The 25,596-nt window shown below is 67.2% G+C and carries 26 protein-coding genes and 2 pseudogenes; 10 read left to right on the top strand and 18 right to left on the bottom strand.

The annotated features are described in order from the left end of the window. Positions 1 to 67 precede the first annotated feature (67 nt). Positions 68 to 502, bottom strand: coding sequence for a ribbon-helix-helix protein, CopG family (locus ACR2MZ_RS06430; protein WP_434004235.1), 435 nt, complete (start codon positions 500 to 502; stop codon positions 68 to 70). A 262-nt stretch (positions 503 to 764) separates the two neighbouring features. Next, the gene (locus ACR2MZ_RS06425) at positions 765 to 2,492 is read right to left on the bottom strand and encodes a CocE/NonD family hydrolase (protein ID WP_434004234.1); all 1,728 of its coding nucleotides are present in this window, start codon (positions 2,490 to 2,492) and stop codon (positions 765 to 767) included. Positions 2,493 to 3,129: 637 nt separating this feature from the next. Between ACR2MZ_RS06425 and ACR2MZ_RS06420 the strand changes: the two genes are divergently transcribed. Continuing rightward, entirely contained in the window at positions 3,130 to 3,729 is a 600-nt protein-coding gene (locus ACR2MZ_RS06420) for a hypothetical protein (protein WP_434004233.1), read from the top strand. A gap of 474 nt (positions 3,730 to 4,203) precedes the next feature. Here ACR2MZ_RS06420 and ACR2MZ_RS06415 read toward each other — a convergent pair whose 3' ends face one another. Both ACR2MZ_RS06415 and ACR2MZ_RS06410 read right to left on the bottom strand, forming a co-directional pair. Beyond that, the gene (locus tag ACR2MZ_RS06415) at positions 4,204 to 4,557 is read right to left on the bottom strand and encodes a PIN domain-containing protein (RefSeq protein ID WP_434004232.1); all 354 of its coding nucleotides are present in this window, start codon (positions 4,555 to 4,557) and stop codon (positions 4,204 to 4,206) included. Positions 4,558 to 4,627: 70 nt separating this feature from the next. Beyond that, on the bottom strand, positions 4,628 to 4,909 hold the full coding sequence (locus ACR2MZ_RS06410) for a type II toxin-antitoxin system Phd/YefM family antitoxin (protein WP_434004231.1): 282 nt from the start codon (positions 4,907 to 4,909) through the stop codon (positions 4,628 to 4,630). Between the two features lie 436 nt (positions 4,910 to 5,345). Here ACR2MZ_RS06410 and ACR2MZ_RS06405 point away from each other — a divergent pair, with 436 nt between their 5' ends. After that, positions 5,346 to 6,632, top strand: coding sequence for a M24 family metallopeptidase (locus ACR2MZ_RS06405; protein WP_434004230.1), 1,287 nt, complete (start codon positions 5,346 to 5,348; stop codon positions 6,630 to 6,632). Between the two features lie 58 nt (positions 6,633 to 6,690). Here the strand turns inward: ACR2MZ_RS06405 and ACR2MZ_RS06400 are convergent, their stop codons facing one another. The 7 genes from ACR2MZ_RS06400 to ACR2MZ_RS06370 all read right to left on the bottom strand — a co-directional run bounded on the left by ACR2MZ_RS06400 (position 6,691) and on the right by ACR2MZ_RS06370 (position 13,048). Continuing rightward, positions 6,691 to 7,869: a CaiB/BaiF CoA transferase family protein gene (locus tag ACR2MZ_RS06400; RefSeq protein ID WP_434004229.1), complete on the bottom strand. Its 1,179-nt coding sequence runs from the start codon at positions 7,867 to 7,869 to the stop codon at positions 6,691 to 6,693. Continuing rightward, positions 7,866 to 8,828: an MBL fold metallo-hydrolase gene (locus tag ACR2MZ_RS06395; RefSeq protein ID WP_434004228.1), complete on the bottom strand. Its 963-nt coding sequence runs from the start codon at positions 8,826 to 8,828 to the stop codon at positions 7,866 to 7,868. Before ACR2MZ_RS06395 ends, ACR2MZ_RS06400 begins: the two co-directional genes overlap by 4 nt. Before the next feature lie 66 nt (positions 8,829 to 8,894). Then, the gene (locus tag ACR2MZ_RS06390) at positions 8,895 to 10,145 is read right to left on the bottom strand and encodes an ABC transporter substrate-binding protein (RefSeq protein ID WP_434004227.1); all 1,251 of its coding nucleotides are present in this window, start codon (positions 10,143 to 10,145) and stop codon (positions 8,895 to 8,897) included. 214 nt (positions 10,146 to 10,359) lie between these two features. Beyond that, positions 10,360 to 11,256 (bottom strand): alpha/beta fold hydrolase, encoded by an 897-nt coding sequence (locus ACR2MZ_RS06385; RefSeq protein WP_434004226.1) that lies wholly within the window; start codon positions 11,254 to 11,256, stop codon positions 10,360 to 10,362. 34 nt (positions 11,257 to 11,290) lie between these two features. Beyond that, positions 11,291 to 11,980, bottom strand: a complete 690-nt coding sequence (locus ACR2MZ_RS06380; RefSeq protein ID WP_434004225.1) for a hypothetical protein — start codon at positions 11,978 to 11,980, stop codon at positions 11,291 to 11,293. Positions 11,981 to 11,998: 18 nt separating this feature from the next. After that, on the bottom strand, positions 11,999 to 12,454 hold the full coding sequence (locus ACR2MZ_RS06375; RefSeq protein WP_434004224.1) for a glycine/sarcosine/betaine reductase selenoprotein B family protein: 456 nt from the start codon (positions 12,452 to 12,454) through the stop codon (positions 11,999 to 12,001). Between the two features lie 12 nt (positions 12,455 to 12,466). Then, a complete protein-coding gene (locus ACR2MZ_RS06370) occupies positions 12,467 to 13,048 on the bottom strand; it encodes a carboxymuconolactone decarboxylase family protein (RefSeq protein ID WP_338182298.1) in 582 nt (193 codons plus the stop codon). A gap of 70 nt (positions 13,049 to 13,118) precedes the next feature. On the opposite strand from ACR2MZ_RS06370, the gene ACR2MZ_RS06365 reads away from it, so the two are divergent. The 4 genes from ACR2MZ_RS06365 to ACR2MZ_RS06350 all read left to right on the top strand — a co-directional run bounded on the left by ACR2MZ_RS06365 (position 13,119) and on the right by ACR2MZ_RS06350 (position 17,293). Then, entirely contained in the window at positions 13,119 to 13,988 is an 870-nt protein-coding gene (locus ACR2MZ_RS06365) for a LysR family transcriptional regulator (protein WP_434004223.1), read from the top strand. 296 nt (positions 13,989 to 14,284) lie between these two features. After that, positions 14,285 to 16,057 carry a CocE/NonD family hydrolase gene (locus ACR2MZ_RS06360; protein WP_434004222.1) on the top strand — a complete coding sequence of 591 codons (1,773 nt, stop codon included), beginning with the start codon at positions 14,285 to 14,287 and terminating at the stop codon, positions 16,055 to 16,057. After that, entirely contained in the window at positions 16,047 to 16,889 is an 843-nt protein-coding gene (locus tag ACR2MZ_RS06355) for an alpha/beta hydrolase (protein WP_434004221.1), read from the top strand. The genes ACR2MZ_RS06360 and ACR2MZ_RS06355 overlap by 11 nt, the downstream gene beginning before the upstream one ends. Positions 16,890 to 17,209: 320 nt before the next feature. Then, positions 17,210 to 17,293: a heme-binding protein gene (locus tag ACR2MZ_RS06350; RefSeq protein ID WP_434004241.1), complete on the top strand. Its 84-nt coding sequence runs from the start codon at positions 17,210 to 17,212 to the stop codon at positions 17,291 to 17,293. A 95-nt stretch (positions 17,294 to 17,388) separates the two neighbouring features. Here the strand turns inward: ACR2MZ_RS06350 and ACR2MZ_RS06345 are convergent, their stop codons facing one another. After that, positions 17,389 to 17,850 (bottom strand): VOC family protein, encoded by a 462-nt coding sequence (locus ACR2MZ_RS06345; protein ID WP_434004220.1) that lies wholly within the window; start codon positions 17,848 to 17,850, stop codon positions 17,389 to 17,391. A gap of 791 nt (positions 17,851 to 18,641) precedes the next feature. Here ACR2MZ_RS06345 and ACR2MZ_RS06335 point away from each other — a divergent pair. From ACR2MZ_RS06335 to ACR2MZ_RS06325, 3 genes and pseudogenes are all read left to right on the top strand, one after another. After that, positions 18,642 to 18,758 (top strand): annotated as a pseudogene (locus tag ACR2MZ_RS06335) (aminopeptidase P family N-terminal domain-containing protein); the annotation flags it as partial. Between the two features lie 319 nt (positions 18,759 to 19,077). After that, positions 19,078 to 19,197, top strand: a pseudogene (locus tag ACR2MZ_RS06330) (M24 family metallopeptidase); the annotation flags it as partial. A gap of 13 nt (positions 19,198 to 19,210) precedes the next feature. Continuing rightward, positions 19,211 to 19,771, top strand: a complete 561-nt coding sequence (locus ACR2MZ_RS06325; RefSeq protein ID WP_434004218.1) for a M24 family metallopeptidase — start codon at positions 19,211 to 19,213, stop codon at positions 19,769 to 19,771. A gap of 2 nt (positions 19,772 to 19,773) precedes the next feature. Here ACR2MZ_RS06325 and ACR2MZ_RS06320 read toward each other — a convergent pair whose 3' ends face one another. Then, positions 19,774 to 20,766: a Gfo/Idh/MocA family protein gene (locus ACR2MZ_RS06320; RefSeq protein ID WP_434004217.1), complete on the bottom strand. Its 993-nt coding sequence runs from the start codon at positions 20,764 to 20,766 to the stop codon at positions 19,774 to 19,776. A gap of 69 nt (positions 20,767 to 20,835) precedes the next feature. On the opposite strand from ACR2MZ_RS06320, the gene ACR2MZ_RS06315 reads away from it, so the two are divergent. Next, positions 20,836 to 21,864, top strand: a complete 1,029-nt coding sequence (locus tag ACR2MZ_RS06315) for an alcohol dehydrogenase catalytic domain-containing protein (RefSeq protein WP_434004240.1) — start codon at positions 20,836 to 20,838, stop codon at positions 21,862 to 21,864. Here the strand turns inward: ACR2MZ_RS06315 and ACR2MZ_RS06310 are convergent. The 5 genes from ACR2MZ_RS06310 to ACR2MZ_RS06290 form a co-directional block, all read right to left on the bottom strand. After that, positions 21,849 to 22,037 carry an SDR family oxidoreductase gene (locus ACR2MZ_RS06310; RefSeq protein WP_434004239.1) on the bottom strand — a complete coding sequence of 63 codons (189 nt, stop codon included), beginning with the start codon at positions 22,035 to 22,037 and terminating at the stop codon, positions 21,849 to 21,851. The genes ACR2MZ_RS06315 and ACR2MZ_RS06310 overlap by 16 nt on opposite strands. Before the next feature lie 132 nt (positions 22,038 to 22,169). Beyond that, positions 22,170 to 22,361 carry a hypothetical protein gene (locus ACR2MZ_RS06305; RefSeq protein ID WP_434004216.1) on the bottom strand — a complete coding sequence of 64 codons (192 nt, stop codon included), beginning with the start codon at positions 22,359 to 22,361 and terminating at the stop codon, positions 22,170 to 22,172. Further along, positions 22,358 to 23,692, bottom strand: a complete 1,335-nt coding sequence (locus ACR2MZ_RS06300; protein WP_434004215.1) for a dihydroorotase — start codon at positions 23,690 to 23,692, stop codon at positions 22,358 to 22,360. Before ACR2MZ_RS06300 ends, ACR2MZ_RS06305 begins: the two co-directional genes overlap by 4 nt. Continuing rightward, complete coding sequence (locus tag ACR2MZ_RS06295; RefSeq protein ID WP_434004214.1) at positions 23,689 to 24,849, bottom strand: alpha/beta hydrolase family protein; 1,161 nt, start codon at positions 24,847 to 24,849, stop codon at positions 23,689 to 23,691. The genes ACR2MZ_RS06300 and ACR2MZ_RS06295 overlap by 4 nt, the downstream gene beginning before the upstream one ends. Then, positions 24,846 to 25,583, bottom strand: coding sequence for a cysteine hydrolase family protein (locus ACR2MZ_RS06290; RefSeq protein ID WP_434004213.1), 738 nt, complete (start codon positions 25,581 to 25,583; stop codon positions 24,846 to 24,848). The genes ACR2MZ_RS06295 and ACR2MZ_RS06290 overlap by 4 nt, the downstream gene beginning before the upstream one ends. Between the last annotated feature and the right edge of the window lie 13 nt (positions 25,584 to 25,596).

Below are 25,596 nucleotides of genomic sequence, written 5' to 3'. Positions count from 1 at the left end.
ACGTCGTGACCGCGGCTGCGAAGCTGCTCCGCGATGGCAGCCGGATACATCTCATCGAGTAGGAGCCTCAAGCAAGCGCTTCCCGCGCTCGCTCCCACGCCTCATGCTGGCGCTCAGCTTCCTGGTGGTTGAGCAGGATCCTCTCCTCCACCTCTTCACGGTAGTCGGCGTAGTAGCGAACCGCCATGCGTACCTGGACGGGCGTAAGGTTGCCCCACTCGGCCGCGGCCGCTACGGCCTCTTCACCCCTGAGCCCTGTCCCCTGTAGCGTCTCGACGATCTCCCAAACGTCTGGTCCGCCGGCGAGTGCCGCGCGGCGCCCTGTCGGTCCATCGCGGAAGACGATGCCCGGATGGTCCTCCATCCGGAGACCCTCATCGATGAGGCGTTCGGCCGTTCGTGCCTTTGCCTCACCGCGCCGGCGAGCGCCCATGTCGAGACGAGCGAGCGTCCGTTCGCTCATGCGGATCGAGAACGGCTGCTGTACCTGTGGTCGAGCCATGTAGTTGAATGTAGTCTACCAAACTACTGGAACACCGAGACCGGCCCAACCCGATCCGCGCGCTGGTTCGAATTATTCAGCGACGGGCCTCGAAGTCAGCTTCAGCCTCGGTTTGCGGCGGACTTTGGCGATCGTGATCTCAGCGCACCGCTCAGCGTTGGTGGCTTGGCTAGTTGTGCTACCCGCTGGTGGGAGACGCCGAGCACGTGCACGGCCTCCCGAACACTGAACCTTGGGAGAGGCGCACGGGAGCGTCGGCCGTTCAGCGGTCGATCATGGGCAGTAGGAGGTGGGAGGCGTGCTCGCCACCGCCGTAAATGGTGGTGGTGCCACCGAAGACCTCGGGCGTGCGGTCCTGGGGGTCGTCGTGCAGGAACGGCCCTGACCCCTTCGACGGGAAGACCGGGTGCTGATCGCCGCCCGGCCGCTCGAAGTCGCGGCCGCCGATGCTGAGCGCCAGGCGGGAGCCGGGCGGCAGGACGATGCAGGTCGGCCAGATCTCGACCTCGACGTGGTAGACCTGACCCGGGTCCAGCGGCTGGACGCTGGTGTGCGGGTGGTAGGGACGCCAGGGCTTGGAGCGGTTCGGATCGATCTCCCGGTGGGAGGCCCGCAGCCAGCCCTGCGCGAGCGGCGTGTGCGGGTCCACGGTGCCCTGGAACTCGACCTCGACGCCCGCGGGGTCGTAGGCCAGGAAGGTCACGAAGAGGTCGGCGTCGGTGGTGCTGGAGGCGATCGCGAGCCGCGCCGCCAGCGGCCCGGTGATCTCGGTCTCATATTCGAGCGGGTCTGACCAGAAGGCGGCCGGCTCCCCCAGCGCCTCGAAGCTGGTCTGACTCGCGGCAACCGGCTCCCAGCTCAGCCTGCGCGAGGCGGCGTCCAGGTGGACGTTGGTCCAGCGCGTGCGCTCGAGCGGCCACTCGTTCTCCTTGCGGAGCTCGAAGTGGCGGTCGGAGTACCTGATCTGCAACATCACCCGCGGCTCCCGGTCCCAGCCGTTGTCCTCGCCCTTCAGGAAGTGGTCGAGGAACCGCCTCTGGAGGTCCAGCGCGTAGGGCAGGTAGAACCACTCCTCGTGCCGCCCGGGGTGGACCTCGAGCCACTTCTGCTCGGCGGCCGACTCGGTGAAGCCCTCGAAGTTGCCGCGCTGGTGGAGTCCGAAGCCGGCCCAGCTGGCGGCCGAGATGAACGGCGTCCGGATCTTCGAGAAGTCGGCGGAGCGGGCGCGGTTCCACTCGTCGTCGAGGCCGTGGCGCCGGTTCTCGGCCGGTGTGTCGACGCGGTTCGCCAGCAGCTGTTCGTCGGCCAGGTTCTCGGGGCCGTTGACCGAGTCGTCAAGGAACGGGTCGTGGAGGCCCGGCCGGCCGTGCTGCATCGAGAGCACCTGGCGCTCGTACCAGCTCTTGCCGAAGAAGACGTTGCTAAGGATCCCCCCGTGGTGCGAGATCTCGCGGAAGTAGTCGTTGGCCCCCTCCCAGGGGATCATCGCCGCCAGGTGCGGCGGCTGCAGCCCGGCCACCCACCATTGGTTCATGGCGTAGTAGGAGATGCCGCAGAGGCCCACCTTCCCGGTGGTCCAGGGCTGGGTGCCCGCCCACTCGATGACCTCGTAGAAATCCTGGGTCTCCGGTGGCGACCAGACCTCGAGGATGCCCGGCGAGCGGCCGGCTCCGCGGGAGTCGACGCGAACGCAGGCATAGCCGGCCGGGACCCAGCGCTCGGGGTCGACGGTCTCCCAGGTCATGAAGCGGCCGCTGGAGCCATCGAGGACCTCGGGGTGAGTCTCCACCAGCCACTTCCAGAGCGGTGCGTAGTGGGCCGTCTGGTAGGGCAGTCCCTTGCCGTAAGGGCCCATGGTCAGGATCACCGGGACCGGCGCATCGCCCTCCGGCCGGTAGATGTCCGCCCGCAGCTCGATGCCGTCCCGCATGCGTATGGGGACGTCGCGCTCGATCGTCATCCCTGCTGGCGTCGCGTCCTGCTCTGGCATCACCAAACCCCCTGGGCAGGTCGAGGGACCTGCAACCGGTCTGAGTCTAGAGTGAACGGGTCTCGAGATCTGGCGACACCCGGACGCGAGCTGGCTTGATGGAGATGCAACCTCGGAACCATGTGAGTCGGGACGTTGACGAGTGCTCCGGGCGGCTCAGGCACCGGATTGGACCCAAGATTCGGCGCTCTGGCCGGCGGAACACTTTATTCCTGCCTCCAGACGCCGCATTCGACGCTCTCAGCGCCTCCGCCCACGTTCGCTGACGATCCATCGCCGCCTCGAGGACAGCGTCGCGGGCCGACGCCCGGCGTCGAGGTCGCCCGAACTCTTTAATGCTGTTCAGCCTGGAGGGCCCGGCCGTGGCCGCCGAGCTGTGTTTGTCCATCGACGAGGGCCCCGGCGCGATCGTCGAGGGCGCTACTTCTCGACCTTCCCGGGCGTCTGGCGGCGCGGCGACTGGATCAAGATCGCCCCGAGGGCGGCGCCGTCATCTACGGACGCTCTGACTCGACCATCAACCGGATGGGGGTGCGGATGGGCAGCAGCGAGCTGTGCCGGGTGGTCGAGGAGCTTCCGGAGGGGCTCGACAGCCTGGTCGTCCCTAACCGGGATGGGTCGCGAGAGCTGCAAGCCGATGTTCGTCGTGCTGGCGGAGGGCGCCTTCCTCGACGGCGCCCTCAGGCGCCGGATCCTGGCCGCCGTGCGCGACCAGGTCTCGCCACGCCACGCGCCCGACGACGGCTTCGAGATTCCAGAGGCCCCCGCGCGCTCAACAATAAAAAGCTCGAGGTGCACGGTGCGCCGCATCCTGATGGGGGCGCCGGTGCATCAGGTTGTGAATGCCGACTCGATGAGCAACCCCTCCGCGATCGCGTACTTCGCCGAGCCGGCCCGCTGGCCCCGCCGGGCGCCGCTCAGCCGCCGACGGGGTCGAGCTCGCCGCTCTCGTGGGCCTCCCCGCGCTCGGCGAGCGCGCCGCCGGCGAGAGGACGGCCGAGTCCCCGAGCAGGCTTTCCAGGGCGGTCAGGGCAGCCCGGCCGCTCGCGGCCGCGTGCGCCACGAGGGCGCCGACCTGGAGGCCCAGGTGGTGACGCGGGACGAGCTGGCCCCGGGGCGGCGCCTGGAGGGGCCGGCGATCGTCAGCCAGTACGACACGACCGCCTTCGTGCCGCCCAGCGCGTACGCTGAGACGGACCGCGCGGGGAACTTGGTCGGAGGCTTCGATCGTGGCTGAACACTTCGAGGAGACCACCTCTCCCCGACCACCCGGAGAACGAGCTTGAACTCGGGCCGGCCCTCGAGTACGCACGTGGGCCAGCGGTCGCAGCGGTCCCTGCTTCGATGCCACGCAGTCCTCTGTCACCGGCTCATGTTGGATCGGGCGGGGAGGCCGGCGCCGAGCCGGGGCCTCGTCAAGCCTGCGCTCGGTCCACACTCGGGGGTCGCGGGCCAGCCCCCGCCAGCACATACACGGTAGGAGGTGGACCAATGCCCAAGCGGGACAGCCACCCCAAGTTGGCGGAGCTCAGGGAGCTGCCGATCGTCTCCGGCGTCGACGACAGGCGGCTAAGGACGATGACCGCAACCTCGACACCGTGACCGTGCCCGACGGAGCCGTGGTCATGACCGCGGGCCGGCGCAACGACGCCTTCTGGATCATCCCCAGCGTCGGCGGACGGCGAATTGTTCGAGGCGTCGGCGTCCACTGTCACCGGACGAGGGCCAGTCCGACGCCGTGAGACGCCGCGGTTAGCCTGGCGTCGAAGGTGATAAGGCGGAGTTCTGGCATTTCCCTGCTGAGCGTGACAGCTACTGCCAGGTGCCAGAGGTCAGCTCCGCGCAGCGGCCAGCGCGTCGCAAGACTGTCAATGCTTGCCCAATCAGGCTGCAGGGTCAGGCGCCGCCAAGGGCCGTTTCTCACCAGCTCGCGGGCAGTGTCCGCGAGCACGGCCGGCAGGCTGCGATCGCGCTCCAAGCGAGCCAGGACCGCAAACACCTCGGCGAAGGCGAGTGTGGACAGGAGATGGATGACTGGCCGACGTGCAGCCGCTGTCGCGTGCACGCTATGGAGATCTGAAATCAGTACCGAGAGCACGGCCGACGAGTCCCAGTAGACGACCTGATCCGTGCGATCAGGCGCCACGATCTTCCTGAAGGGCGCTCTGCGCGTCAGCCCCAATCCTTATCGGCGGGGGAACCGGTGCTTTCACGCGCGCCGCGCCCTCGATCCAGCCCCATTTCTCAAGCCGCGAGATCCGGTGCTCGAGCGAGGTCTCCAAGTCGTTTAGTGGTGTGAGCCTGGCCACCGGCCGGCCGCGGTCGGTGATGATCCACTCCGTCCCGCGTTCGACTTCGCTCACGAGCCGGCTGAGCTGCGCCTTTGCCTCCCGGATCCCGATCGTCAGGCTTTTCATGTGGTCATTGTAGTCTGTCCGGTTCGGTTGCGACAGCTTAGTCGAGGCGGTTGATCGGCATCACTGGCACGAGCTCGAAAGCGGGTACGTGTGCTGGCCAATGGCCGAGAAGTGCCTCCGATCGAGCGTTGCAATCGTGTTCGCGCCCAGGCGCTCGGCGGTCGCGAGATCAGTCGGCCCGCGTGATTGCCGCGCTGGGGATCGCGGGGCCGCGTTCACGCTTGGAAGACACGCGGCTCGACGAGCTAGTACCGATCGTCGTCGATGCCGCGGACCTCCTGTTGCGGAACCTGGGCTTCGTACAGGATCACGAGCTGGCCCGAGTCCCTTAGCTAGCCTTCTGTCAGCGCGGCCTGCGGCGTCCGGTTGACTATGTCGGCTGGCATACTGCTTCCGACCAGCAGAATGGCGTGCCGAGATACGGAGACGACCTCAGATGGACAACACAACTCACCAAGAAGGAGCGACGTCTTTGCCTGAATACCTTCCTCGCAAGGATCTCGGTCAGTTCGCCCATGGCCAGTTCCGTGTGGACTACGAGGATCGCCCCGACCACGCGTTGTTGAGAGCGAAAAGGGTCGCGCGCGCGCGCGAGGCCATGAAGGCCGCCGGTCTCGACGCGCTGCTGGTCTGGAAGAACGAGAATGTCCGCTATCTGTCAGGCCTGCGAGCCCAAATCATCGCTGGTAAGAGCGCGGTCCTGAACGGATGCCTATTGCTCGCTGAAGGAGCACCCATCCTGCTAGCTTCTGGCGGCGAGGTGCAGCGCGCCACGATCGTAATGCCGTGGATCGAAGAGATCCACGCGGTGCCAATCATGGAGGCCCGTGGATTGGTGCGCGGCATGGTGGAGTCCACGCTGAAGCCGCTCTTCGAACGTCATGGGGTCACCGGAGGGCGCATCGGTCTCGATGAGTCGGGCTATGTGCTGGTGCAGGCGCTGCAGGAGTTAGTCCCGACTGTGGAGATCGGCGATGGTGACGCGGTGATGCAGGTCGCCCGGTTGATCAAGTTCCCAGAGGAGCTGGCGATCATGGAGGAGGCGGCGGCGATCGCCGAGGCGGTGACCCAGTCTGCCATCGACGCGGTGCGCCCCGGGGTGCGGGAAACAGACGTTGTCGCCAACGCGATGCACACGCTATTCCGCCTCGGCGGTGAGCAAGCCCACGTCGATACTCCCTTCGTGGCCTCCGGTGAGCACATGGCACCGCCAAACAGAATCCCCTCGGACAAGATCATCCGCGACGGGGACCTGGTCTTCATCGACATCGGTGCGTGCTGGTCGGGATACTACGGCGACATGGGCCGGACCGTAATCTGCGGCAAGCCCAGTCGCCGCCAGCAGGAGGTTTACACCGCCGTGCATGGCTGCCTGGCGGCCGCGGCAACGACTATGAAGGCCGGGAATACCAACGACGACGTAGCCCGGGCGGTGCATGCGGTGGCGGAGGAGCATGGTCTGGGCGCCAACTTCATCAGCCTCTTCATCGGCCACGGCGTCGGCATCGGCTCCAACGAGCCGCCCTACATCGGCGAGGAACTCCCCGGCGCAGAGACCGTGATCCTCCGAGAGGGGATGACATTTGCGGTCGAACCGCTCATCTGGGTCCCGGGGATGCGTGGAGGCGCAGGTGTCAGGCTCGAGGACACCATCGCGGTCACCGCGGCGGGGGGACGTCCGCTCACCCGTACATCCTTTGATGAGACGTTGCTGCTGGCCTGATGCGTCAGCGAATCTGACAACACAAGATAGGCCTTCTTCGTCCGGTGTTGGATCACAATCACCGATCCTGTACGGCGCGGTCCTCCAACTCCGCCAGGATCTCAAGCCGATGCTCGTCGAGGCCGGGTACGCGGCCCGGCGCCAGCCGCCCGAAGCAGCGTTCGCCGGGCGACCGGGGCACTGAGATTGGCGAGCCGTCGGGAAGCACGCCGCTGCCCTGAAGGTCGAGGTCGCGGCTGGCGTCGTGCTCCCAGACACCCTCGATGTCGTTGATCACCCCGTACGCCAGCTCTGCGCGATCGAACCTCTCCTGCCACTCCGCCCGGGTCCGGCGGCCAAGCTCGGCCTCGACCTCTCGTTCGACCTCGGATCGGGAGGCGACTCGCTGTTCATTGGTGCCGAGGTCGGCGCGGCCGGCGAGATCGGGCCGGTCGAGACAGCCCCGGCAAAGGTTCTGCCACTCGACATCCTGCTGGATGGCAAGCGCGATGAAGCCGTCGCTGCAGGCGAAGACTCCGTACGGAACGATCGTGTGGTGACGCTGCCGGTTGCGTCGGTATCTGACGCCGGCATTCGCGAAGGCGGTGAGGTTGGGGCCGGTGAACTCGGTCATTGCCTGGAACATCGATAGATCCAGGAAGCGGCCGCGGCCGGTGCGGGTCCGCTCGAAAAGCGCCGCCAGGATCAGCGAGGTGGCGTAGATCCCGGTCCCGATGTCGCTCAGCGACACCCCGATCCTGACCGGCCCCTCTTCGTCCCCGGTTAGCTCGAGGAGGCCCGACTCCGCCTGAACCAGCATGTCGTAGGCGCGGCGATCCCGGGCGCGCCCGGTTCGACCGTAGCCGCTGATCTGGCAGACGATCAGGGCCGGCCAACGCTCTCCGAGCCTTTCCGGGGTCAGCCGGAGCCGCTCAGCGCTGTCGACGGCGAGGTTATAGAGCAAGATGTCCGCAGAGTCCAGCAGGCGGTCGAAGGTGGCCCGGTCGCCGCCGTCGTTTAGGTTCAGCGCGATGCTTCGCTTGCGACGCGAGAGCCAGCTGAAGTGTGAGCTGAATCCGTGCACATGGGAGTCCCAGTGGCGGGCGAAGTCGCCGCGCTTCGGCTCGACCTTGATGACGTCGGCGCCCGCGTCGGCTAGGATCCGTGACGCGACGGGACCGGCGACGGACTGCTCGAAGGCCACCACCCGCACCCCTGCCAGCGGGCCTTCGGGCTCGGCTGGGGCCGGCGGTTTCAAGCCTCGATGACCACCGCCGTACCGGTGCAGTTGAGCAGGAAGCGGTCGGGGAAGGCAGCCTTCAGCTGCATCATCGCCTGCATGCCGGTGCAGTGCATCGGGCAGAGCAACTCCACGTCGAGGTCCTGCAGGGCCTCGATGGTCTTCTGGGTTTTGCTCTCCGGCGTGCCCGGGAACCCCAGGTGAAAGCCGCCGAAGACGCCCCGGATCCGAGAGCGACCGCTGAGCTCGACAGCCTGCCTGACCGTGTTGATGATGCCGGCGTGCGAGCATCCGACGAAGATCGCGAGGCCGTCGTCACCCACGTTCACCACCATCGCCTGGTCGTCCGGGACCGAGTCTGGCCCCATCTGGCCGTCGATCACCTGGATCAGCGCGTTTGGGGTGGCGATGCTCTTGGGGGGCATCTCAAAGTTGATCTTGCGGGGGATGGCGCCCGTCGAGATGCTGCCCGGCCCCACCTCCAGGGCACCGTCATGGACGACCACCCGCCCGCCGGCGGCCTCGATCGCCTCAGGAGTGAAGCCCAGGTTATAGAAGGGAGCGAGCTGGCCCGAGGCAAGGCGAAGGTAGCGGGGCATGAAGGCGGCCTCGCCCAGGGATACCGGGACCGGGGCGGAGCGGCTCGCGAGCACTCCCAGCAGGCCACCGTAGTGGTCGGGGTGACCGTGGCTGATTACGATGTGGTCCACCGCTTCGAGGTCAATCCCGAGCGCAGCAGCGTTGTGAAGCATGACCTGGGAGGACATGGCGGCGTCGAAGAGCAGGTTGTAGTTGTAGCGGTCCCACTCCAGCCGCACGTGAAAGCTGACGCCGTTCTCGCCGATGGGATTCTGCCGCTTGGGGTCGAAGTGGTGGGCGAGGCCGGCTCGCGTGACGTTCGGCTCGTCGGCGAGTAGCATGTCCACGTAGTTCTCGACGACGGTCGTCACCACCAACCGCCTTACGCCGGGGATCATGCGGCGATTATATAAATCGCCCGAGACCTTCGAGGCAAGCTTGGCGGCCGGTTGGTCAGGAGTCTCCTACCCCGTAGGACGCGTAGTGGCGTTCTTGGCGTACACATCGAGCCACTGCTTCTGATCGAGGTTGCCCCAAGGCTGGACGTCTTTGAAAGTCTTGATGGGCACGTTTCGGAGGTCCGATCCGACCCTCTTGACCTCGCAGATGTAGATGTTCTCCACCGGCGAGTTGGTCGCTGTGCTGAGCTTGACCGGGCCGCGCGGGGCCCGGATAGTTGTGCTCTTCAGTGTCGAGACCAGCTTCTTGCTGTCCGAAGTGTTCCCATTGAGCTTCTGCAGCGCGCTCAGGAGCAGCCGGTACTTCGTGTAGCCGGCGTCTGAATAGTAGCCTGGGTAGACGCCGTAGGCTTTCTTGTAGTCGTTGGCGAACTTGCTGTTCTCAGGGCTGTCGATAGCGTCGCAATACTGGGCGGTTATTCGGATTCCTAGCGCCGCCTCGGGGTCCATGGCAGGCAGAGCCGAGTAGTCGGTCAGAGTGGTGTTGCCGACCAGCGGGATCTTGCCCTTGAGGCCAAGTTGGCGATACGCGGAGGTGAACTTGACCGAGGCGGCCCCGGCCATTAATGCGAACACTGCGTCAGTGTTCTGCGGTATCTGCGGCACGTAGGGACTGAAGTCGGCCGTCGAGATCGGCGCCCAGATCGATTTGTCGATGCTGCCGCCCGCCTTCTTGAACGATGCCATCAGGGACCCGACTCCGAGCCAGCCGAAGGCATAGTCGAGGCCGACTGTGGTGATGTGCCGGTAGCCCTGGTCGTAGAGCCATTGGCCCATCATCAGCGAAGGCTGGTCGCAGCTCCAGGAAGACGCGTACGCGTTGCCGAACTGCTTGTAGGACTTGATCTGGACGTCGGAGCAGAGAGTGATGTCATCGACCGGGATGCGGTGGGGGCCGGCGTAGCTGGCGACGGCACCGATGGCATTCGCCGGGATCGGTCCCTGCAGCATCACCACGCCATCCCGTTCAACGAGGTCGCGCGCGTCGGAAAGGGCGACGTTGGGGTCGGTCTGGTCATCGGCGAAGACGGTCTGAATCTTGCGGCCGTTGACAGTGTCACCCAGCTGTTTTTGAGCGAGGTTCCAACCGTTCTGCTCGTTCTTGCCGTTGGCGGCGAAGGTGCCCGTAAGCGAAACGATGAAGCCGATCTTGATGGGAGAGGTGTCGGTCTTGCCGCCTCCCTGGTTGCCGCCGCACGCCGCTATAGCGAAGATGACCAGGACCGCCGCCGACAGCCGCCGCCCCGCTTCGATCATGTCAATCCCCCGTGGCTGAATCAGGCTCGCCCGTACGAGACGACACTGTAGCGCCACCTCAGAGCCGGTGCAAGTTGCCACTCGCGCGGCGAGCGAAGCCGCCCTCATGGTAGCCCCGACCGCAGCCGGAGATCACCAGCAAGATGGAGCCCCGCCACGGTGCGCGAGCTTCGACTGCACCCGATCCGGGACGATGAAGAGGCCGCGGTTACCCTCAAGGATGCTGGAGCAGGAACTCGATGATCCACGGCACTATCCATTCGTGAGCATCTTCCTGACAGTAGTGACCGGCGTCCTCGATGGTATGCACGGTGGCCTGGGGCAGCATCTCACGCCATACCCCCAGGGCCCGGGCGCCGTACGCACGGTCGCGTAGAGGACAGATCAGTAGGGCCGGGCCCCGGAACTTTGCGACCCAGTTGGACGTTCGGCTCTCCAGCTTGTAGTCGGGGTGGCTAGCGCCTATCGGATGGCCTCGGGCAAAGGCCAGGATCGCAGCCCGGGAGTTGAAATCCGGGAAGGGGGAACGGTAGGCGGTCATCAATTGGGCGGTAACACGTTCTTTCTTGAAAATGCCGTTTGGGATCATGCCGTCGACGAAAGCGTTGAGACCCTGGACCAGCACCTCGCCGGTGATCGGTTCTCGCCACCAGGCGAAGATCGGAGGCAGCTGTGTCGCCGCCTCGAATGGGCGCGGGCGCGCGTTGAGGATGACCAGGCGCTTCACCCGGTCAGGGTGGCGAGCGGCGAAGCCGAGCCCGATCGGACCGCCCCAGTCCTGCACGACCAGGGTGATCTCGCGCAGGTCGAGGGCCAGGAGGTGTCCCGTCAGGCTGTCGATGTGACCACGGTAGGTGTACGTGCTAACCGGTTTATCCGAACGGCCGAACCCGATCAGGTCGGGAGCGATGGCCCGGTAACCGGCACCGGCGATCGGCCCGATGAAGTTGCGATAGATGTACGACCAGGTCGGGTTGCCGTGCACCATGACGACCGGCTCGCCGCTGCCCGCCTCCACGTGGTGCAGGCGGACGCCACCCACGCTCACATAGTGAGGCGCGAAAGGAAAGGTGCCACCGAAAGTGTCCAGCTCCGGACCGGAGGCGCTCATCCGTAGCTCGGCGCGCTGGCCCTCACTCGCTCGCTCACGGCAGCTGCTGCGAACGCGGGACCAGGTAGTTGACAAGCTTCGTGGGTCCCGATGCTTTACGGAGCGCCTGGTGGGCCCGGCGCATGACGTCGCCGGTCGCCGTGGCCCTGAAGTACCAGGATTCAGCCGAGCGGGCCGCTGGCACGTGGTCGACCAAGGCCATGGCCGCCTCTTCGTAGTACGCGCGGATGTCGTTCGCGACCTTTACTGCATCACCCGGGATTGCCGCCGCTGCGAGGCCCTCGCCATCGGCTAAGCGCACGAAGCCGGCTACCGCGTCCGCCACCTGGTCGGGGTTGATCTGGCGCCCGACCATGGTCCGCCCGCTTGCCCGTCGCTGCCGTTCGTAGGCCTGGCGAAGCGCGTGCACCTCGTCGATCGCTGGGTGAAGGCCCTCCTCGACCCGGGGCGGGATCGTGCAGCTGAGGGGAGCATCCACCTCGTCCTCGATGACCTCAGAAAAGTCCTCGAGGACCGGCCCCGAGGGCCGCTCGAGGAGAGTTAAGGCCGCCTCCAGCACGCGACGCTGGAAGCGGGCGTCACCCGGACGCCCCAGCGGCCGCCCGAGGGGGAATTCGCAATAAAGCGCGCGCGGAGGATGCACGCGCTCGGTCTGGCCGCGGACCAGGGAGAGTCCGATAGTTGAAAGGCCAGCCGCCTCGAGAACGTGTGACAGCGTACCCACGGTACGCGAGCAAACGGGTCAAACCGGCGTGAGCAGGACGACGTCCACCGCCGCCTTCTTGAGCGCGGCGGCTGCGGCCGGGCCGCTATCAAGGCGGATGGCGGACATGGTCTCATCGAGGGCTCCCATGAACGAGATGTGTACTGGGGAAACCGCCCCGATCACGCCCTCGGCCGCCATCTCATGAAGGCGGTCGATCGGAAAGACGACGTTGATGTCGGCAGTGAGGCCCGTCCGGTCCCAGTTGGGACTGAAGTGAGTGCTGGTTAGATTGGAGCCGTCGGCGGGCAGAAGCCTAAAGCTCTGATCTCCCTGATCGACGAAGCCCGCTTCCTCCCTGGGGTGAAGGCCGGCGGTGGTGACGATCGCCACGACCGCCTCGGCAAGAAGCTTGGGATTCGTGAAGGCGGTTGTCTCGAAAACGGGCACCGGCACACCGCTGACGGCGGCCCGAATCTGGGCGTCCGCATTCACCGGCGCGGCCGCCTAGTGGCTGCCGTGGATGGAGACCACACCGGCGGGGATAGCATCCGAGTCAGTGTGCGGCTCGATCGCCCAGCTCTTCGCCATCCGATTGCCCCCCGCTGTGAGGGTGAAGAACGCTGCCAGCTCGATGATCTCACCGTTGGTGAAGTGCTGCTTCAACTCCTCGTACACCTCAACGTCCCGCCCGTCGTCGAGTGTCAGCGTCCGAGCGTAATGGAGCGCCACCCGGGTCGCCGGATCCGGGTGCTCCCAGTCCGGCAGCGCGCATGAGAGTCGCTCCTCCTCCTGGATGCCCGCCGCCGGTGAAGTCTGCCGTGAGCAAAATTCGCACCCGATCATCTGCGCGATCTGCAGCCGGCAGAGCTCCTTGATGCGGTGGGGGACCGTCCCGCCGCGATGGAGCATGTCCCAGTAACGGGCGAACTCGACCGCAACCGCTGGGTTCTGCCCCATCGTGCGGTACCACGACTGGGGCGGGCTCTTGGTCTCCGCCGCCCGCTCGATGACCGCGCGCAAAGTAGGGTCGGAAACCTCATCGGAGCTCAGCTGTGGAACGTTGGGAACGTGCACTTGGGTTGCCATACGACAAATGGTACGGCGACGCCTGCATCACGTCCAGCGATCTTTCCTGATCCGCCTATCATGATGCGCGATGGAAATTAGGGATCTCCGAGTCCTTGTCGCCGTCGTCGAGACGCGAGGAATGACGCGCGCGTCCGAGCGCCTGCACGTGGTCCAGAGCGCAGTCTCGCAGAGTGTCCAGCGCCTGGAGAGAGAATTGCAGGTGCCTCTCGTGATCCGCCGGCCCGACGGCGTACGACCCACCGAGGCCGGCCTCGCCCTCCTCGAGCACGCCTACCGCATCCTTAGTGAGGCGGACCGCGCTCGCGAGGAGCTGGTGGCCTTCGCGGGTGCCGCCCGCGGCACGGTCCGGCTCGGACTGCTGCCCACCGCAGCGCCCCTGGTCCTCGGCCGGCTCCTGGCCCGGCTCGTCGCCGAACATCCAGGCATCAGCCTCCACCTTGAGGAGGCGTTGGCTCCCCAGCTGGTCGACCGCCTAGGAGTTGGACGGCTGGACGTGATCGTCCTATTCCTCCCCGCCGACGCCAGCCACTTCCCGGTCGTAAAGCTGGGTCGCGTTCCACTGCAGGTGACGCTTCCGGCTGGGACAGGTAGCCGAACGGTCTCGCTGGCGGCGCTCAAGAACGAGACCTGGATCAGCTTCCCGCCCGCCAACCCGGGCCGCGAGTGGCTTCACAGCGCCTGCGCCAAAGTGGGCTTCGAGCCGCGGATCGGCCATGAGGTCGAGAACCTGACCCAGGCCAAGGCGTTCATCGCCGCTGGCTTCGGTCTGGCCCTGATGCCGGCGGCCGCAGCTGAGCCCGAAGTAAGTGCTGGCCTGCTGGGGCTGGCTGAGCCGCGACCCGCAATGGCCACCGAGCTCGCCTATTTCTACGACCCTCACCAGCCCTCGCGAGCGGTGGCCGCAGTCCGCTCACTGCTCGAGAGCAGTGCCGTATAGAGATCGAATGCCGGGACCGGGTAGTTCGTCGCCATCTCGCAGGTATAGGCGTCGTCCCCATAGGGCCCGCTCTCGTCGTCTGGCACGCCCTCCAACGGGACCTCCACCGGCGGCGTAGCTGTTGCAAGCGCTGGGCATGCAGCGATGCGCGTATCGATCTCATGACCCGTGGCGCGCACGACCCAACCTGCTAGCGAGGCCGTGCTGACAGCAGCTATTGTCGAGGTGACAGGTTCGGGTGCACGGAACCATGGACCGCCGGCCAAAAGCGTCAACTCATGCAAATTGGGGGACCCATGAACCAGACCGCCGACCAGTACCACCGAAGCGAGGTCCGAGATGGGATACGGATCGACTGGCACGTCCCGATACCGATGGACGACGGCGTAGTGCTGCGAGCCGACGTCTACCGTCCCGACGACGACGGCCGCTATCCGGCCGTGATGAGCTACGGGCCCTATGCCAAGGGCCTGTCCTTCCAGGAGGCGTATGCGCCGCAATGGGAGAAGATGGTGGGCGACCACCCGGATGTCGCGGCGGGCTCGTCCAACAAGTACCAGAACTGGGAGGTCGTCGACCCCGAGAAGTGGGTACCCGATGGCTACGCGGTGGTCCGCGTCGACTCCCGAGGCACCGGCTGGTCACCCGGCTACATCGACGTCTGGGCGACCCGCGAGGCACGTGACTTCTACGAGTGCATCGAATGGGCCGGGCAGGAGCCGTGGAGCAACGGCAAGGTCGGCCTCGACGGCATCTCTTACTACGCCATCAACCAGTGGCACGTGGCCGGCCTGCAGCCGCCGCATCTGACGGCCATGGTTGCGTGGGAAGGGGCCGCTGACATGTACCGCGACGTCACCTACCACGGAGGCATCCTCTCCGAGTTCTGCGGCAACTGGTACCCGCGCCAGGTCGAGATTGTCCAGCACGGCCTGGGCGAACGCGCCCGCAAGTCGCCTATCACGGGAGAGTCGGTCGCTGGTCCGGTCACTCTCTCGGACGACGAACTGGCACGCAACCGCGCGGATTTCGGCGCAGACATCAAGCGGCACCCCCTCGACGACCAATGGCATCGGGATCGGTCGGCCGACTGGTCGAAGGTCAAGACGCCGTTCCTGTCCGCCGCCAACTGGGGCGGCCAGGGGCTCCATCCGCGTGGGAACTTCGACGCCTTCGCGAAGGCGGCCTCGGATCAGAAGTGGCTCGAGGTCCATGGCGACTCGCACTGGTCGCACTTCTACACCGACTATGGCCGCGGGCTCCAGAAGCGATTCTTCGATCACTTCCTGAAGGGCGAGGACAATGGCTGGCAGCAGCAGGCTCGCGTGATGCTCAACGTCCGTCACCCCGGCGAGCGCTTCGTCCAGCGCTCCGAGAGTGAGTGGCCGCTGGCTGGCACTCGCTGGACCTCGTACTTCCTCGACCCTGAGGGTGAGCGCCTCAGCACCGAGGTCCCCGCCAGGGAGTCATCGGTGACGTACAACGCGCTCGGCGAGGGATTGACGTTCTCGACCCCTCCGTTAACGCAGCAGACCGAGATCACCGGCCCCATCACGGCCAAATTGTTCATTGCCGCATCCACGAAGGACGCCGACATCTTCCTCGCGGTGCGCGTCTTCGACCCCAGGGACGACGAGGTCGTCTTCATGGGGGCCCTCGACCCGAACACCCCGATCGCGTTGGGCTGGCTCCGAGCCTCCCACCGGCGTCTCGATCCACACAGGAGCCTCCCTCACCAGCCATTTCACTCCCACGACCGCTTGGAGCCCCTCGAGCCCGGCGAGGTCTACGAGCTGGATGTGGAGGTCTGGCCGACCTGCATAGTCGTCCCCCCGGGGTACCGGATCAGCGTCACACTTCGCGGCAAGGATTACGAGTACGGCGGTGAGCTGAGCGAATTCGCCAAGAGTTTCCATTACGCGTCGAGGGGGACCGGTCCCTTCCTCCACAACGACCCCGACGACCGGCCGCCCGACCTCTTCGGCGGTGAGGTGACCCTCTATGCGGGCGGGAGCCGGGCCTCGCACGTGGTGCTCCCGGTAATCCCTCCTGACCGACATGCAGCTTGAGCTGGTCTCAATCGATACCCCGGGGCTCCCGCTGGACGGGGTGTACTACCGACCGGCCGACAGGGCGCCGGCCGGTTCGGCATTGATCTTCCATGGCAACTGCGGCAACTTCTACATGGGTCCGCCGCGCTTCCTACCGCCGCGCCTGGCCAAGCTGGGGCTGGCCTGTCTGACCTTCAACCGGCGCGGTCACGACATCCTGGGCACATGCCTTGGCAGGGAGCCGGTGGGCGGCGCCTTCCAGCTCGCGGCGGAGGCGATCGAGGACAACCGTCTGGCCGCCGTGTTCCTGGCCGCCCAGGGGCACGGTGACCCCATAGTCATCGGACACAGCAACGGCGGCTTGCTGGCGATCCGGCACGTGGCTGATCATCCGGCTACCCCCGCCATGGTGCTGCTCTCGGCGCCCGGTGGTGGCCCTCGGTCCACCTGGGACCTGGCTGAGGCCGGTCTGTTGACCGGCCACCGCACCGATGAACTGGTGGCCGAAGCTGAGCGGCTGGTGGCCGAGGGGCGTCCCGACGCCCTGCTTCAACTTCCGGGGTGGTGGTGGACGATCAGCGCCGCCAGCCTCCTCGACCGCGTGCAGCGGACCCCCGACGCCATCGACCTGGCCCCCGCCGTGAAGTGCCCCACGCTCTACCTCAAAGGAAGCGGCGAGCCTGAGAAGATGTACCCCGCGCGTGCCTTTCAGGCTGTCGCCGGGGGGCCCTGCGACGTCCTGGATATCGACGGTCTCAACCACTGGTACAACGGCCGTGAGGCGGAGGTGGGGGGATTGGTTGCGAGCTGGCTAGAGAAGACGCTACCGCAGCTGGGACCGCGATCGTGACGCGATGCCGCTGGCACGCTCGAGGAGTGCACGCGGCTGATCCAGGTCGCCCACCAGGAAGCCGCGAAACTCGGCCTCATTGGACGGTCGCTATCGTCGAGGGTGGCCACCTGCAGGCGCTGGCGAGGATGGACTGCGCGTTTCCGCCGAGTCCGCCGATCGCCGCGGCGAAGGCGGTCGGGGCCGCCCTCCGGCACCCCGACGGCGGCTCATTGAACCGGGTGCCTAGGACCGGCTGCCGTCGTTGAGCGGGTCGACCGATTGGTCCGGCTGACCTTGATGTCGGCACTCGGCTCCGTCCTCATCCGCGGGCGGCGACGGTGCTTGGGGCCGTCGGCGTCAGCGGCGCCTCCAGCGAGCAGGATCTGGCCTGTGCCGACGCCGGCCTGGGGGCGATCGCCTAGCGTGTCCTGCCCCAGGCAGGCGCGGCCTGGAAGGCGCCGAACGCTGTTTGGGGCCTGCAGGATCGAGGCGGCCGGCCGCGGCCACAGGCTCGCACCTACCGGGCCAGAAAGAGCGTCGACCGCAGGTTTTCCCGGCCTTGCGGCTGCGGGAGTCGTCGAATCTCATCAACGACCGAGCGGTTGATGGTGTCGATGTTCGGGTGGTCTATCTCGACGAGGTTGCCGCCTGGGTCGCGCAGGTACATCTGGACGTTCTTGCTGGGTAACTCATAGATGTGGTGGCCGAACGCTTCGCGATCGAAAATGCCCAGCTCCTTGGACTTGGTGTAGGCGGCCTCGAAGTCGTCGACGGTAAGAGCGAGGTGGTGGTAGGCGGGGGCCGGTCCCAGACGCTCGAAAAGGTGCAGTTGCAGCCCTCCGAGGGATAGCCACTGAACCGGGAAGCCGAAGTTTGGAGTCGGCAGCCTCTCAAGGCCCAGGACCTCGGTGTAGAACCTGACCGAGCCCTCCAGGTCGAGAGCGCTAATGCTGACGTGGTTGAAACCTGTCGCTACCAAATCGCCTTCTCCTCGCTGACTGCTGGCCGCTCTCAGTTTTTCTGTCCCAATCGAGGGCAAGTGGCCCACGGCATCCATTGTCCGGCCGTCGAGCGGGTCGACGCGCACCGCGCCCGTCCACCGTGACCGCACTTCATTTGGCTGCATGTCCAAGTCGACATTCCGGCGCCAGGTCTCCCGAGAAGGCTGAACGACCGCTGATAGGATTTATCCGAATTATGGCGGTGGCTAAGGACCTGATACTGCAGCCCCTGGCGAACCTGGTCGGGAACCGTTTCGTTTCTCGCGACAGCGCCACGCGGCGCCTCTGGTTCGGCATCAGACTGTTCGACTTGGGGTCGGCCGCCGTCCACGAACGGCGCCTACAGGGCTCGGCCCACGTGGTCTTCGGGCAGGGCTGCCATCTTGGGTATCCTCCGCCGCTTGGAGACGGCGGACTGCGTGGCTGCTCCAGTTCATGACCAGTCCGGCATCTTTCTGGCCGCCCTCAGCGTGGCTGGCCCGCGCCAGCGCTTGAAGGACAGAGGCTCGCGGAGTTGGTGGCCCAGGCCGACTCCCTGGCGGCGCGCCTTTCCGCGAACCTCCGCCGCCAAGCGGTCCCCGCGGCAGCGGTAGCGGCCGTTTAGTGTCCTTCGCGCCCGACCTTCTGGAACCAGACATCCGATAGGTCCGAGAGGCCCCCACGCGGCGACCTCTCTCAGTTCGCGCATGGCCAGTTCCGGGCGGACTACGAGCACTGTCCCGATCCCTACCGGCTGCGCGAGAAGCGCGTCGAGCAGGCCCGCCAGGCGATGGCCGCGGCCGCGCTCGACGCGATGCTGCTCTGGAAGGACGAGAACGTCCGCTACCTGACGGGGCTGCGGGCCCAGATCATCGCGGGCAAAAGCGCCGTGCTCAATGGGTGCCTGCTGCTGCCTGGACATGAGCCGATCCTGCTTGCCTCCGGCGGTGAGGTCCAGCGAGCGCGAGTGGCGATTGCCGTGGCTGCAGGAGATCCACGCCGTCCCGATCATGGGGGCTGGGGGCTTAGTGCGCGGTGCGGTCGGAGCGACGATCAAGCCGCTGGTCGAAAAGCATGGGCTGCTCGGGGTGCCGGCTCGGCCTTGATGAGTGTGGCTTCACGCTGGTCCAGGTCTTGGACGAGCTGCTTCCAGACGTCCGACTGGGCGACCGGGACGCGGCAATGCACCAGGCCGCCTCATCAAGCTGCCCGACGAGATCGCGCTCATGGAGCAGGCTGCCGCAATCGCCGAGGCGGTGACCCAGGCAGCCATCGATGCGGTGAGACCGGGTGTTCGCGAGACCGATGTGGTGGCCGAGGCCATGCACGCGCTGTTCCGGCTCGGCGGCGAGATGCCGCATGTCAGCACCCCTTTCGTGGCCTCCGGCGAGCACCTGGCGCCGCCCCAACCGGATTCCGTCCGACAAGATCATCGGCGAGGGGGACCTCGTATTCATCGACATCGGGGCGATGTGGTCCGGCTACTTCGGAGATATGGGCCGTACGGTCGTCTGCGGGCTGCCCTCTCGACGCCAGCAGGAGGTCTACACGGCCGTCCACGAGGCGCTGGCGGCCGCAACTGCGGCACTGAAGGCAGGCAACACCAACGACGACGTGGCTCAGGCCGTCCACGAGGTGGCCGCCCGCCACGGACTCGGCGGCAACTTCATCAGCTTATTCATCGGCCACGGAGTAGGCATGGGCGCAAACGAGCCGCCCTACATTGGCGAGGAGTTGCCGGGGCCAGAGACGGTGGCGCTCCATGCCGGCCTGACCTTCGCCGTCGAACCCCTGATCTGGGTCCCTGGCGTGTGCGGAGGGGCCGGGGTCCGGCTCGAGCACACGATTCTCGTAACGGACGACGGCGGCCGGGCGCTCACCCGCACCGGCTGGGACGAGCGGCTGCTGCTCCGCGGCTGAGGCTACTCACCCACCGGCACGACAAGGCCCTCGCGTGCCGATCGTCGGATCGCGTCTGTCAGCTGGACGCTGCGAAGACCGTCAAGACCGGACGGGTTTGGTTCCCGGCCCTCGGACACAGCGTGGCTGAAGGCTGCCAACGTCCTCGCGTACGCATCATGGGAGCTGTACTCGCGCTCCGTCTCATCCTCCCCCGAGACGATGCGCATTCGCCCCTCCTGACCGGGTCGCGTCAGCCCCCGGGCGTCGATGCGGCCCCGGGTGCCGTGGATCACCAGGTCGTTCAGCGGTTTAGGCGTCAGCTGGTTGCCATTGGCATAGACGAGCGCGCCGCGAGAGAAGCGCATGAGCACCATGGGCAACCGCTCGAGCTGCTCAGCCCGGCCGCTCTCGAACATGGCCACGACCTCGGTCGGGTCGTCGTCGAGCAGGAAGCGGATCAAATCGTAGATGTGCACCGCGATGTTGTTGGTGGCGCCCAGCCCGGCCAGGGCCACGTCGGTGCGCCAGCCGCCGAGCGGGGCCGAGCCCGGGCTTGCGTCGACCTGGGCCGAGATCACATCGCCGATCCTGCCCTCCGCAATCGCCTGGCGCGCCTCCTGGAAACATCCGTGGTGGCGCGTTTGGAAATTAATTCCGAGCTTCACCCCAGCCTGCTTGCACGCCTGGAGGGCGCGCGCGGCGTCGGCCGCGATTCCCCCCAGGGGCTTATCGCAGAGGACGTGCTTGCCCGCCCGTGCAGCCGCCACCACCTGGTCGGGATGGAGGGTGTTGGGCGTGCAGATGAGTACAGCGTCTACTTGCGGGTTGGCCAGCATCTCCTCGTAGCTGGTGCCGGCCGCGGCCGCCCCATGCTTGACGGCGAAGGCTTCGGCCCGTCCCTCGTCGCGGCTCACGACAGCCTCCAAGCGGCTGTTTGCGTCGCCCGTGATCGCGGGCGCCATTGCGCTGTCCGCAATCCTGCCGATTCCGATGATTCCCCAGCCGATCGTCATGAAGGACTCCTTGAATTCAGGCGCTGGCGTCGCCCACGGCGGCCATCTAACCTTAGGGCGATGCGAGCAATGGCAGTGACGGCCTACGGCAGTCCCTTGCAGATGTTGGAGCTTCCCCGCCCACAGCCGCCACCGGGCCATGCCCTGATTGAGGTGCTGGCGTGCGGTCTCTGCTTCAGCGACGTGAAGACAATCCGCGGACGAATGCCCTACTCGCCGGGATTGGCCCTTCCCCACGTCGCCGGCCATGAGGTCTCCGGCAGGGTGGTCGAGGTGAACGGCCCCAGCCCGCTCTCGGCCGGCCAGCGCGTGATAATCCACCACCTCTGGGCCTGCCACCGCTGCGCATCGTGCCGGCGGGGCGAGGAGCACCTCTGCACCAACCTCGTCGCCTGGATGGGGTTCACTCAGCCGGGCGGCTTCCAGGAGTATGTGTCGGCGCCGGTCGAGAATGTGCTGCCGGTGCCCGAGCACATCCCACCCGACCAGGCTCCCGCCTTGACCTGCGCGATGGGGACCGCCTACCGGGCTGTTGTGCCGCGGGGCCGCATTCAGCCGGGTGAGCTCGCGGTGGTGCTCGGACTCGGCGGCGTCGGCGTCCACGCCGCCCTGATCGCCCAGGTGGCCGGCGCGCATGTGGTCGGGGTCGACGTTGAGGCCAAGCTGGAGGCGGCGCGCCGGGCCGGCCTTCGAGAGGTGGTGGGGACTGGAGACGTTCAGGAGCATGTGACCGACCTAAGTGGCGGGGATATGGCCGACCTTGTGATCGAAACCACCGGCGTGCCGGCACTGCTGGAGAAGGCTCGGCAGCTTCTGCGCCCAGGCGGTCGGATCGTCGGCGTCGGCTACCACGTGGGCGAGCTGATGGCCATTTCCAGTGACCAGCTGGTGCTGTGGGAGCAATCGGTGCTCGGCTCCCGCTACGCGACCCGCGCCGACATGGAGCACGTGATCCGCCTGGTGGCCGACGGGCTGGTCACCCCAGTGATCGACGAGGTGCTCCCGCTGGCCGAGTTGAACAAGGCGGTGGAGAGACTCGAGCACGGACAAGTCAACGGGCGCCTTGTCCTCGGAGTCGCGGCTCAGAGCAGCGTGTAGCCCCCGTCGACCATGATGGTGGCTCCGGTCACATATGAGGCCTCATCCGATCCCAGGAAGACCGCCGCGCCGACCATCTCGTCCGGCTCGCCGAGCCGTCCGAGCGGGAGCAGCCGCAGGTTGGCCTCGCGCACCTCCGGCCGCGCGAAGAACTCGCGGTTGCCGGGCGTCAGGGTCGGGCCGGCCCCGAAGGCGTTCCACCCGGATGCGATGCGCGGCGAGGTCGACGGCCATGCTCTTCGCGAGCTGGCGGAGGGCGCACTTGGCGGACGCGTTGTGGGCCAGCCCGGGGCGTGTCACCTCGCTCAGCTGGGAGGAGGTGCAGCCCCCGAGTCGCGCACGAGACAGGCAGTGCTGTCGGCGCCAGGCCCGTTGAGATCGGCGCAGACCACCTCGGCGCCCGCGGCCGAAACTCCCAGCGCAAGCGCGCGTCCGACCCCGCCAGCGGCCCCCGCCACCACCGCCCGGCGGCCGGCGAGGCGGCCGCTCACCGTCACCGGACTGCGGGTCCGGGCAGGAAGCGGCCCTGGCCGGGCCTGGCCAGCACCTCCCCGCACTCGGCGGCGAGGGTACCCCGGAGATACGTTCGGACCGCACGCCCGCGAAGCGTCCGTCCTGTGAACGGCGACCAGCCCGCCTTCGAGATAACGTCCTCGTCCTTCACCGTCCACTCAAACCCCGGGTCCACGAGGACCAAGTCCGCGTCCGCACCCGGCGCCAGGCTGCCCTTGCCGCGCAACCCGTAGATGCGGGCAGGCGCCTCCGAGTAGATCTCGACCACGCGCTCATAACGGAGCTGGCCACGCGCGGCGCCGTCGAGGAGCACGGAGAAGGTGGTATCGATCCCAGGCAGGCCGAAATGGACATCCCAGATCGAACCGGCCGCCTTCTGGGCGCGGGTCGAGGGGGCGTGGTCGCTCGATACGTAATCGATGTCTCCGCCGGCCAGCGCCGCCCACATTGCGACCAGGTCGGCCTCAGCGCGGGCCCGGGCGGGGGGCGTGAACTTGCGCAGCGACCCCTCGGAGAGTGCCTCCCCTTCGAGCAACGTCAGGTACTGAGGGCAGGACTCGATCACCAGGTTCCGGGCCGCAGCCAGGACCATGGGGCTGCTGGCGTGAGCCAAGACCACTCGGGCTCCGCTGGAACCGGCCAGGACGGCGGCCGTCGAGACGGCGACCAACTCAGCCTCCACACTGCGCCACTCTGGAATCACTCCGCCGTCATGGCGACCCGCCGCCTGCAGACGCGCCTCGGCCGAGGCGGTCAGCGACTCGTCCTCGCAGTGCAGGAGGCAGGTCGCGCCGCCCGCTCGGGCGGTGACCATCAGCTCGCGCAGCGCGGCCGCGTCGTGGCCCGGAACGCCGTGGGTGGTACAAGTGAAGGCCTTCAAGAACGCGGCGCCCGCCCGCCAAGCGTCGGCGGCAGCGAGGGCCTCCCCGGGCCAGGCATGCGCCCCCAATGCGAAGTCGGACCGCGCCCGTCCGGTCAGGTACGACACCTTGGCGGCGAGGTCGGCGGCGGTTCTGACGGGGGCCGCGTGAGTATGTTCGATGACGGTAGTCACACCGGAGCGGAGGGCGGCCGCGGTACCGGACGGAAAGTCCTCGCGCTCGAGGTCGGCGGGGTCCATGAAGTGGACGTGTGCGTCGACCATCCCGGGCATCACCAGCAGCCCAGCCGCGTCGAAGCGCTCTCCGGCCGGCCGGAGCTCGGAGGTCACCTCCACCACCCGGCCGCCGCTGAGGTAAACATTGGCCGGCCGGCTGCCAGCGCTTGTGACGAGGGTGCCGCCCTCGATCCCAAGGTCCGCCGCAGCCCCGGTCAAAGCCTCTCCGCGAGCCAGTCGGAAAATTCGGTAGTAGCCATCGTCAGCTGGTCGCTCTGGCAGTGCTGGGCGCCGCCCTCAGCGGAAGTGAAGACCCGCAGGGTCTTGTCGGTCGAACCGCAGGCGGCGAGCAGCCGGTGCGCCACAGCGAGCGGCACCTGCTCGTCGTGCTCGCCATGGAGCAGGAGAAACGGACAGCGCATGCGCTCCACGACGCCCTCCAGGCGAAAATCACGAAGCTTCTCTAGGGCTTCCTCCACGGTGTCGACGCCGAGCACCCAGGAGATGTGGTGGCCGGGCACCGACAGGGAGCCGCTGAAGTTGGCGGCGACCCTCTCGGCCCAGGTCGCCTGATAATCCCAGATCGCTCCCCAGGCGACGCAGGCCTTGAAACGCGGCTCCAGTGACGCACACCGGGCGGCGTAGTAGCCGCCCAGGCTGATCGCCAGCACGCCCACCCGTGACGCGTCGACGTCCGGCCGGGCCTCGAGGAAATCCAGGGCGGCCCCGCCCGCCACCTCGTAATCCAACCTGAGCGGGAGGCCGCGGAAGCGAATGCTCTCGCCGTTGCCGGGTCCGTCCACCAAGAGGCTGCTCACACCACGCCGGGCGAGCTCGGCGGCGCCTCGCAGGAAGCACATCTCCTTCGTGATGTCGAGGCCGTCGAAGTAAACGACGCAGGGCGGCCGGTTGCCACCGCCCTCGGCGTGGACCAGGTAGGCGGGCAACGATCCCGACCCGAACGGCACCTCGACGGCCTCCACTTGGGGACCGTCGGAGAGCTCCGCAAAGCGGTGGAAGGCGGCCACCGAATCGCGGTAGCACGCGAGGGCGACCTCGTCCTTGGGGGTCCGGAACCGCTCGCCAATCTGGAGGTAGGCGCACGCGCGGACGTAGGCGGCGGAGGCGGTCAGCCGCCGGCCGCAGCGCTCAGCCGTGACGGCGCGCTCGACGAGCCGATTCCCCAGCTCACGCCAGGTCTCGAACCAGGCCTCGTCGTCACCGACCCGGTCGCGCAGACTCCGGCCGGCCTGGTCGGCCTCTCCGAGATCCGAGCCGCCGTAAGGGGCGGCGCCGAGCACCAGGCTCATGGCGGCGGACCACCTGTAGTCCTGCGGGAAGTAGGCGAACCAGTCGCCGAATTTTGGCCGGCTCACCCGGCGACGAAGGCTGTCCTGGCGGCCTCGACCTTCTGCTCGAACTCCTGCAACGAGAGCACCCAGCCCAGGCAGCGGGCGATGTTCTGCAGACCGAAATGGTGGAGGTCGTCGCCGTACATCGAGTGGACACCCTCAGCGACGACGATGGTGCGGAGGTCGCGATTCAGGGACTCGAAGGCGGCACACATGACGCAGGTGTTGGTGTTGACGCCGACGAGCACCACAGTGTCGACTCCGAGCTCATGCAGCGTGAGTTCGAGGTCTGTGTCGCGGTAGATGGAGAGGCGGCGCTTGGTGTTGATGACGATGTCGCCCGCAGCCGGCCCGAGTTCAGGCATCAGCTGAGTCTGGAGGGAGCCGACGATGTTGTGCCGGCTGATGGTGCTCTCAAGTTCGGGGGTGAGCTGCTGTCTGGCTCCTTCGACCGCTGCCCAGAACGGGTTTCGCATCGGCTCCGAAGTGCCATCCGGGAGCACCCGGTTCTGGAGGATCACGTGCAGCACCGGCATCCCCGCCGCCCGCGCCGTCTCGAGCAGGCGGGCCACCGACGCCACCACTGCTCGCGCCACCTCTGGCGCCACCGGCATCGTCGCCACCTCGGGGTCCAGGTGACCACGGTGGCAGTCGATGGTGACCACTGCTGTTCGCGCGGGCACCAGGGCGAGCCCGGCGTTGAGCGCTGCAGTCATCTGACTGCGGTCAACTGGGGCAGGGGCTTGGCCATCGTTCATCAGCGTGTCTCCT

Source organism: Candidatus Dormiibacter sp., assembly GCF_050999135.1.
GTDB lineage: Bacteria > Chloroflexota > Dormibacteria > Dormibacterales > Dormibacteraceae > Dormiibacter > Dormiibacter spiritus.
Note: the sequence above shows the minus strand (reverse complement) of the source record. Positions and strands in the feature narration are given on the sequence as shown.

Excerpts from the sequence above, each read along its gene's own strand:
- ACR2MZ_RS06430 (WP_434004235.1), bottom strand. The coding sequence starts at position 502 with ATGGCTCGACCACAGGTACAGCAGCCGTTCTCGATCCGCATGAGCGAA.
- ACR2MZ_RS06325 (WP_434004218.1), top strand. The coding sequence starts at position 19,211 with ATGTCAGCACCCCTTTCGTGGCCTCCGGCGAGCACCTGGCGCCGCCCC.
- ACR2MZ_RS06390 (WP_434004227.1), bottom strand. The coding sequence starts at position 10,145 with ATGATCGAAGCGGGGCGGCGGCTGTCGGCGGCGGTCCTGGTCATCTTC.
- ACR2MZ_RS06395 (WP_434004228.1), bottom strand. The coding sequence starts at position 8,828 with ATGATCCCCGGCGTAAGGCGGTTGGTGGTGACGACCGTCGTCGAGAAC.
- ACR2MZ_RS06370 (WP_338182298.1), bottom strand. The coding sequence starts at position 13,048 with ATGGCAACCCAAGTGCACGTTCCCAACGTTCCACAGCTGAGCTCCGAT.
- ACR2MZ_RS06410 (WP_434004231.1), bottom strand. The coding sequence starts at position 4,909 with ATGAAAAGCCTGACGATCGGGATCCGGGAGGCAAAGGCGCAGCTCAGC.
- ACR2MZ_RS06360 (WP_434004222.1), top strand. The coding sequence starts at position 14,285 with ATGAACCAGACCGCCGACCAGTACCACCGAAGCGAGGTCCGAGATGGG.
- ACR2MZ_RS06290 (WP_434004213.1), bottom strand. The coding sequence starts at position 25,583 with ATGAACGATGGCCAAGCCCCTGCCCCAGTTGACCGCAGTCAGATGACT.
- ACR2MZ_RS06320 (WP_434004217.1), bottom strand. The coding sequence starts at position 20,766 with ATGACGATCGGCTGGGGAATCATCGGAATCGGCAGGATTGCGGACAGC.
- ACR2MZ_RS06355 (WP_434004221.1), top strand. The coding sequence starts at position 16,047 with ATGCAGCTTGAGCTGGTCTCAATCGATACCCCGGGGCTCCCGCTGGAC.
- ACR2MZ_RS06365 (WP_434004223.1), top strand. The coding sequence starts at position 13,119 with ATGGAAATTAGGGATCTCCGAGTCCTTGTCGCCGTCGTCGAGACGCGA.
- ACR2MZ_RS06420 (WP_434004233.1), top strand. The coding sequence starts at position 3,130 with ATGTTCGTCGTGCTGGCGGAGGGCGCCTTCCTCGACGGCGCCCTCAGG.
- ACR2MZ_RS06425 (WP_434004234.1), bottom strand. The coding sequence starts at position 2,492 with ATGCCAGAGCAGGACGCGACGCCAGCAGGGATGACGATCGAGCGCGAC.
- ACR2MZ_RS06405 (WP_434004230.1), top strand. The coding sequence starts at position 5,346 with ATGGACAACACAACTCACCAAGAAGGAGCGACGTCTTTGCCTGAATAC.
- ACR2MZ_RS06385 (WP_434004226.1), bottom strand. The coding sequence starts at position 11,256 with ATGAGCGCCTCCGGTCCGGAGCTGGACACTTTCGGTGGCACCTTTCCT.
- ACR2MZ_RS06315 (WP_434004240.1), top strand. The coding sequence starts at position 20,836 with ATGGCAGTGACGGCCTACGGCAGTCCCTTGCAGATGTTGGAGCTTCCC.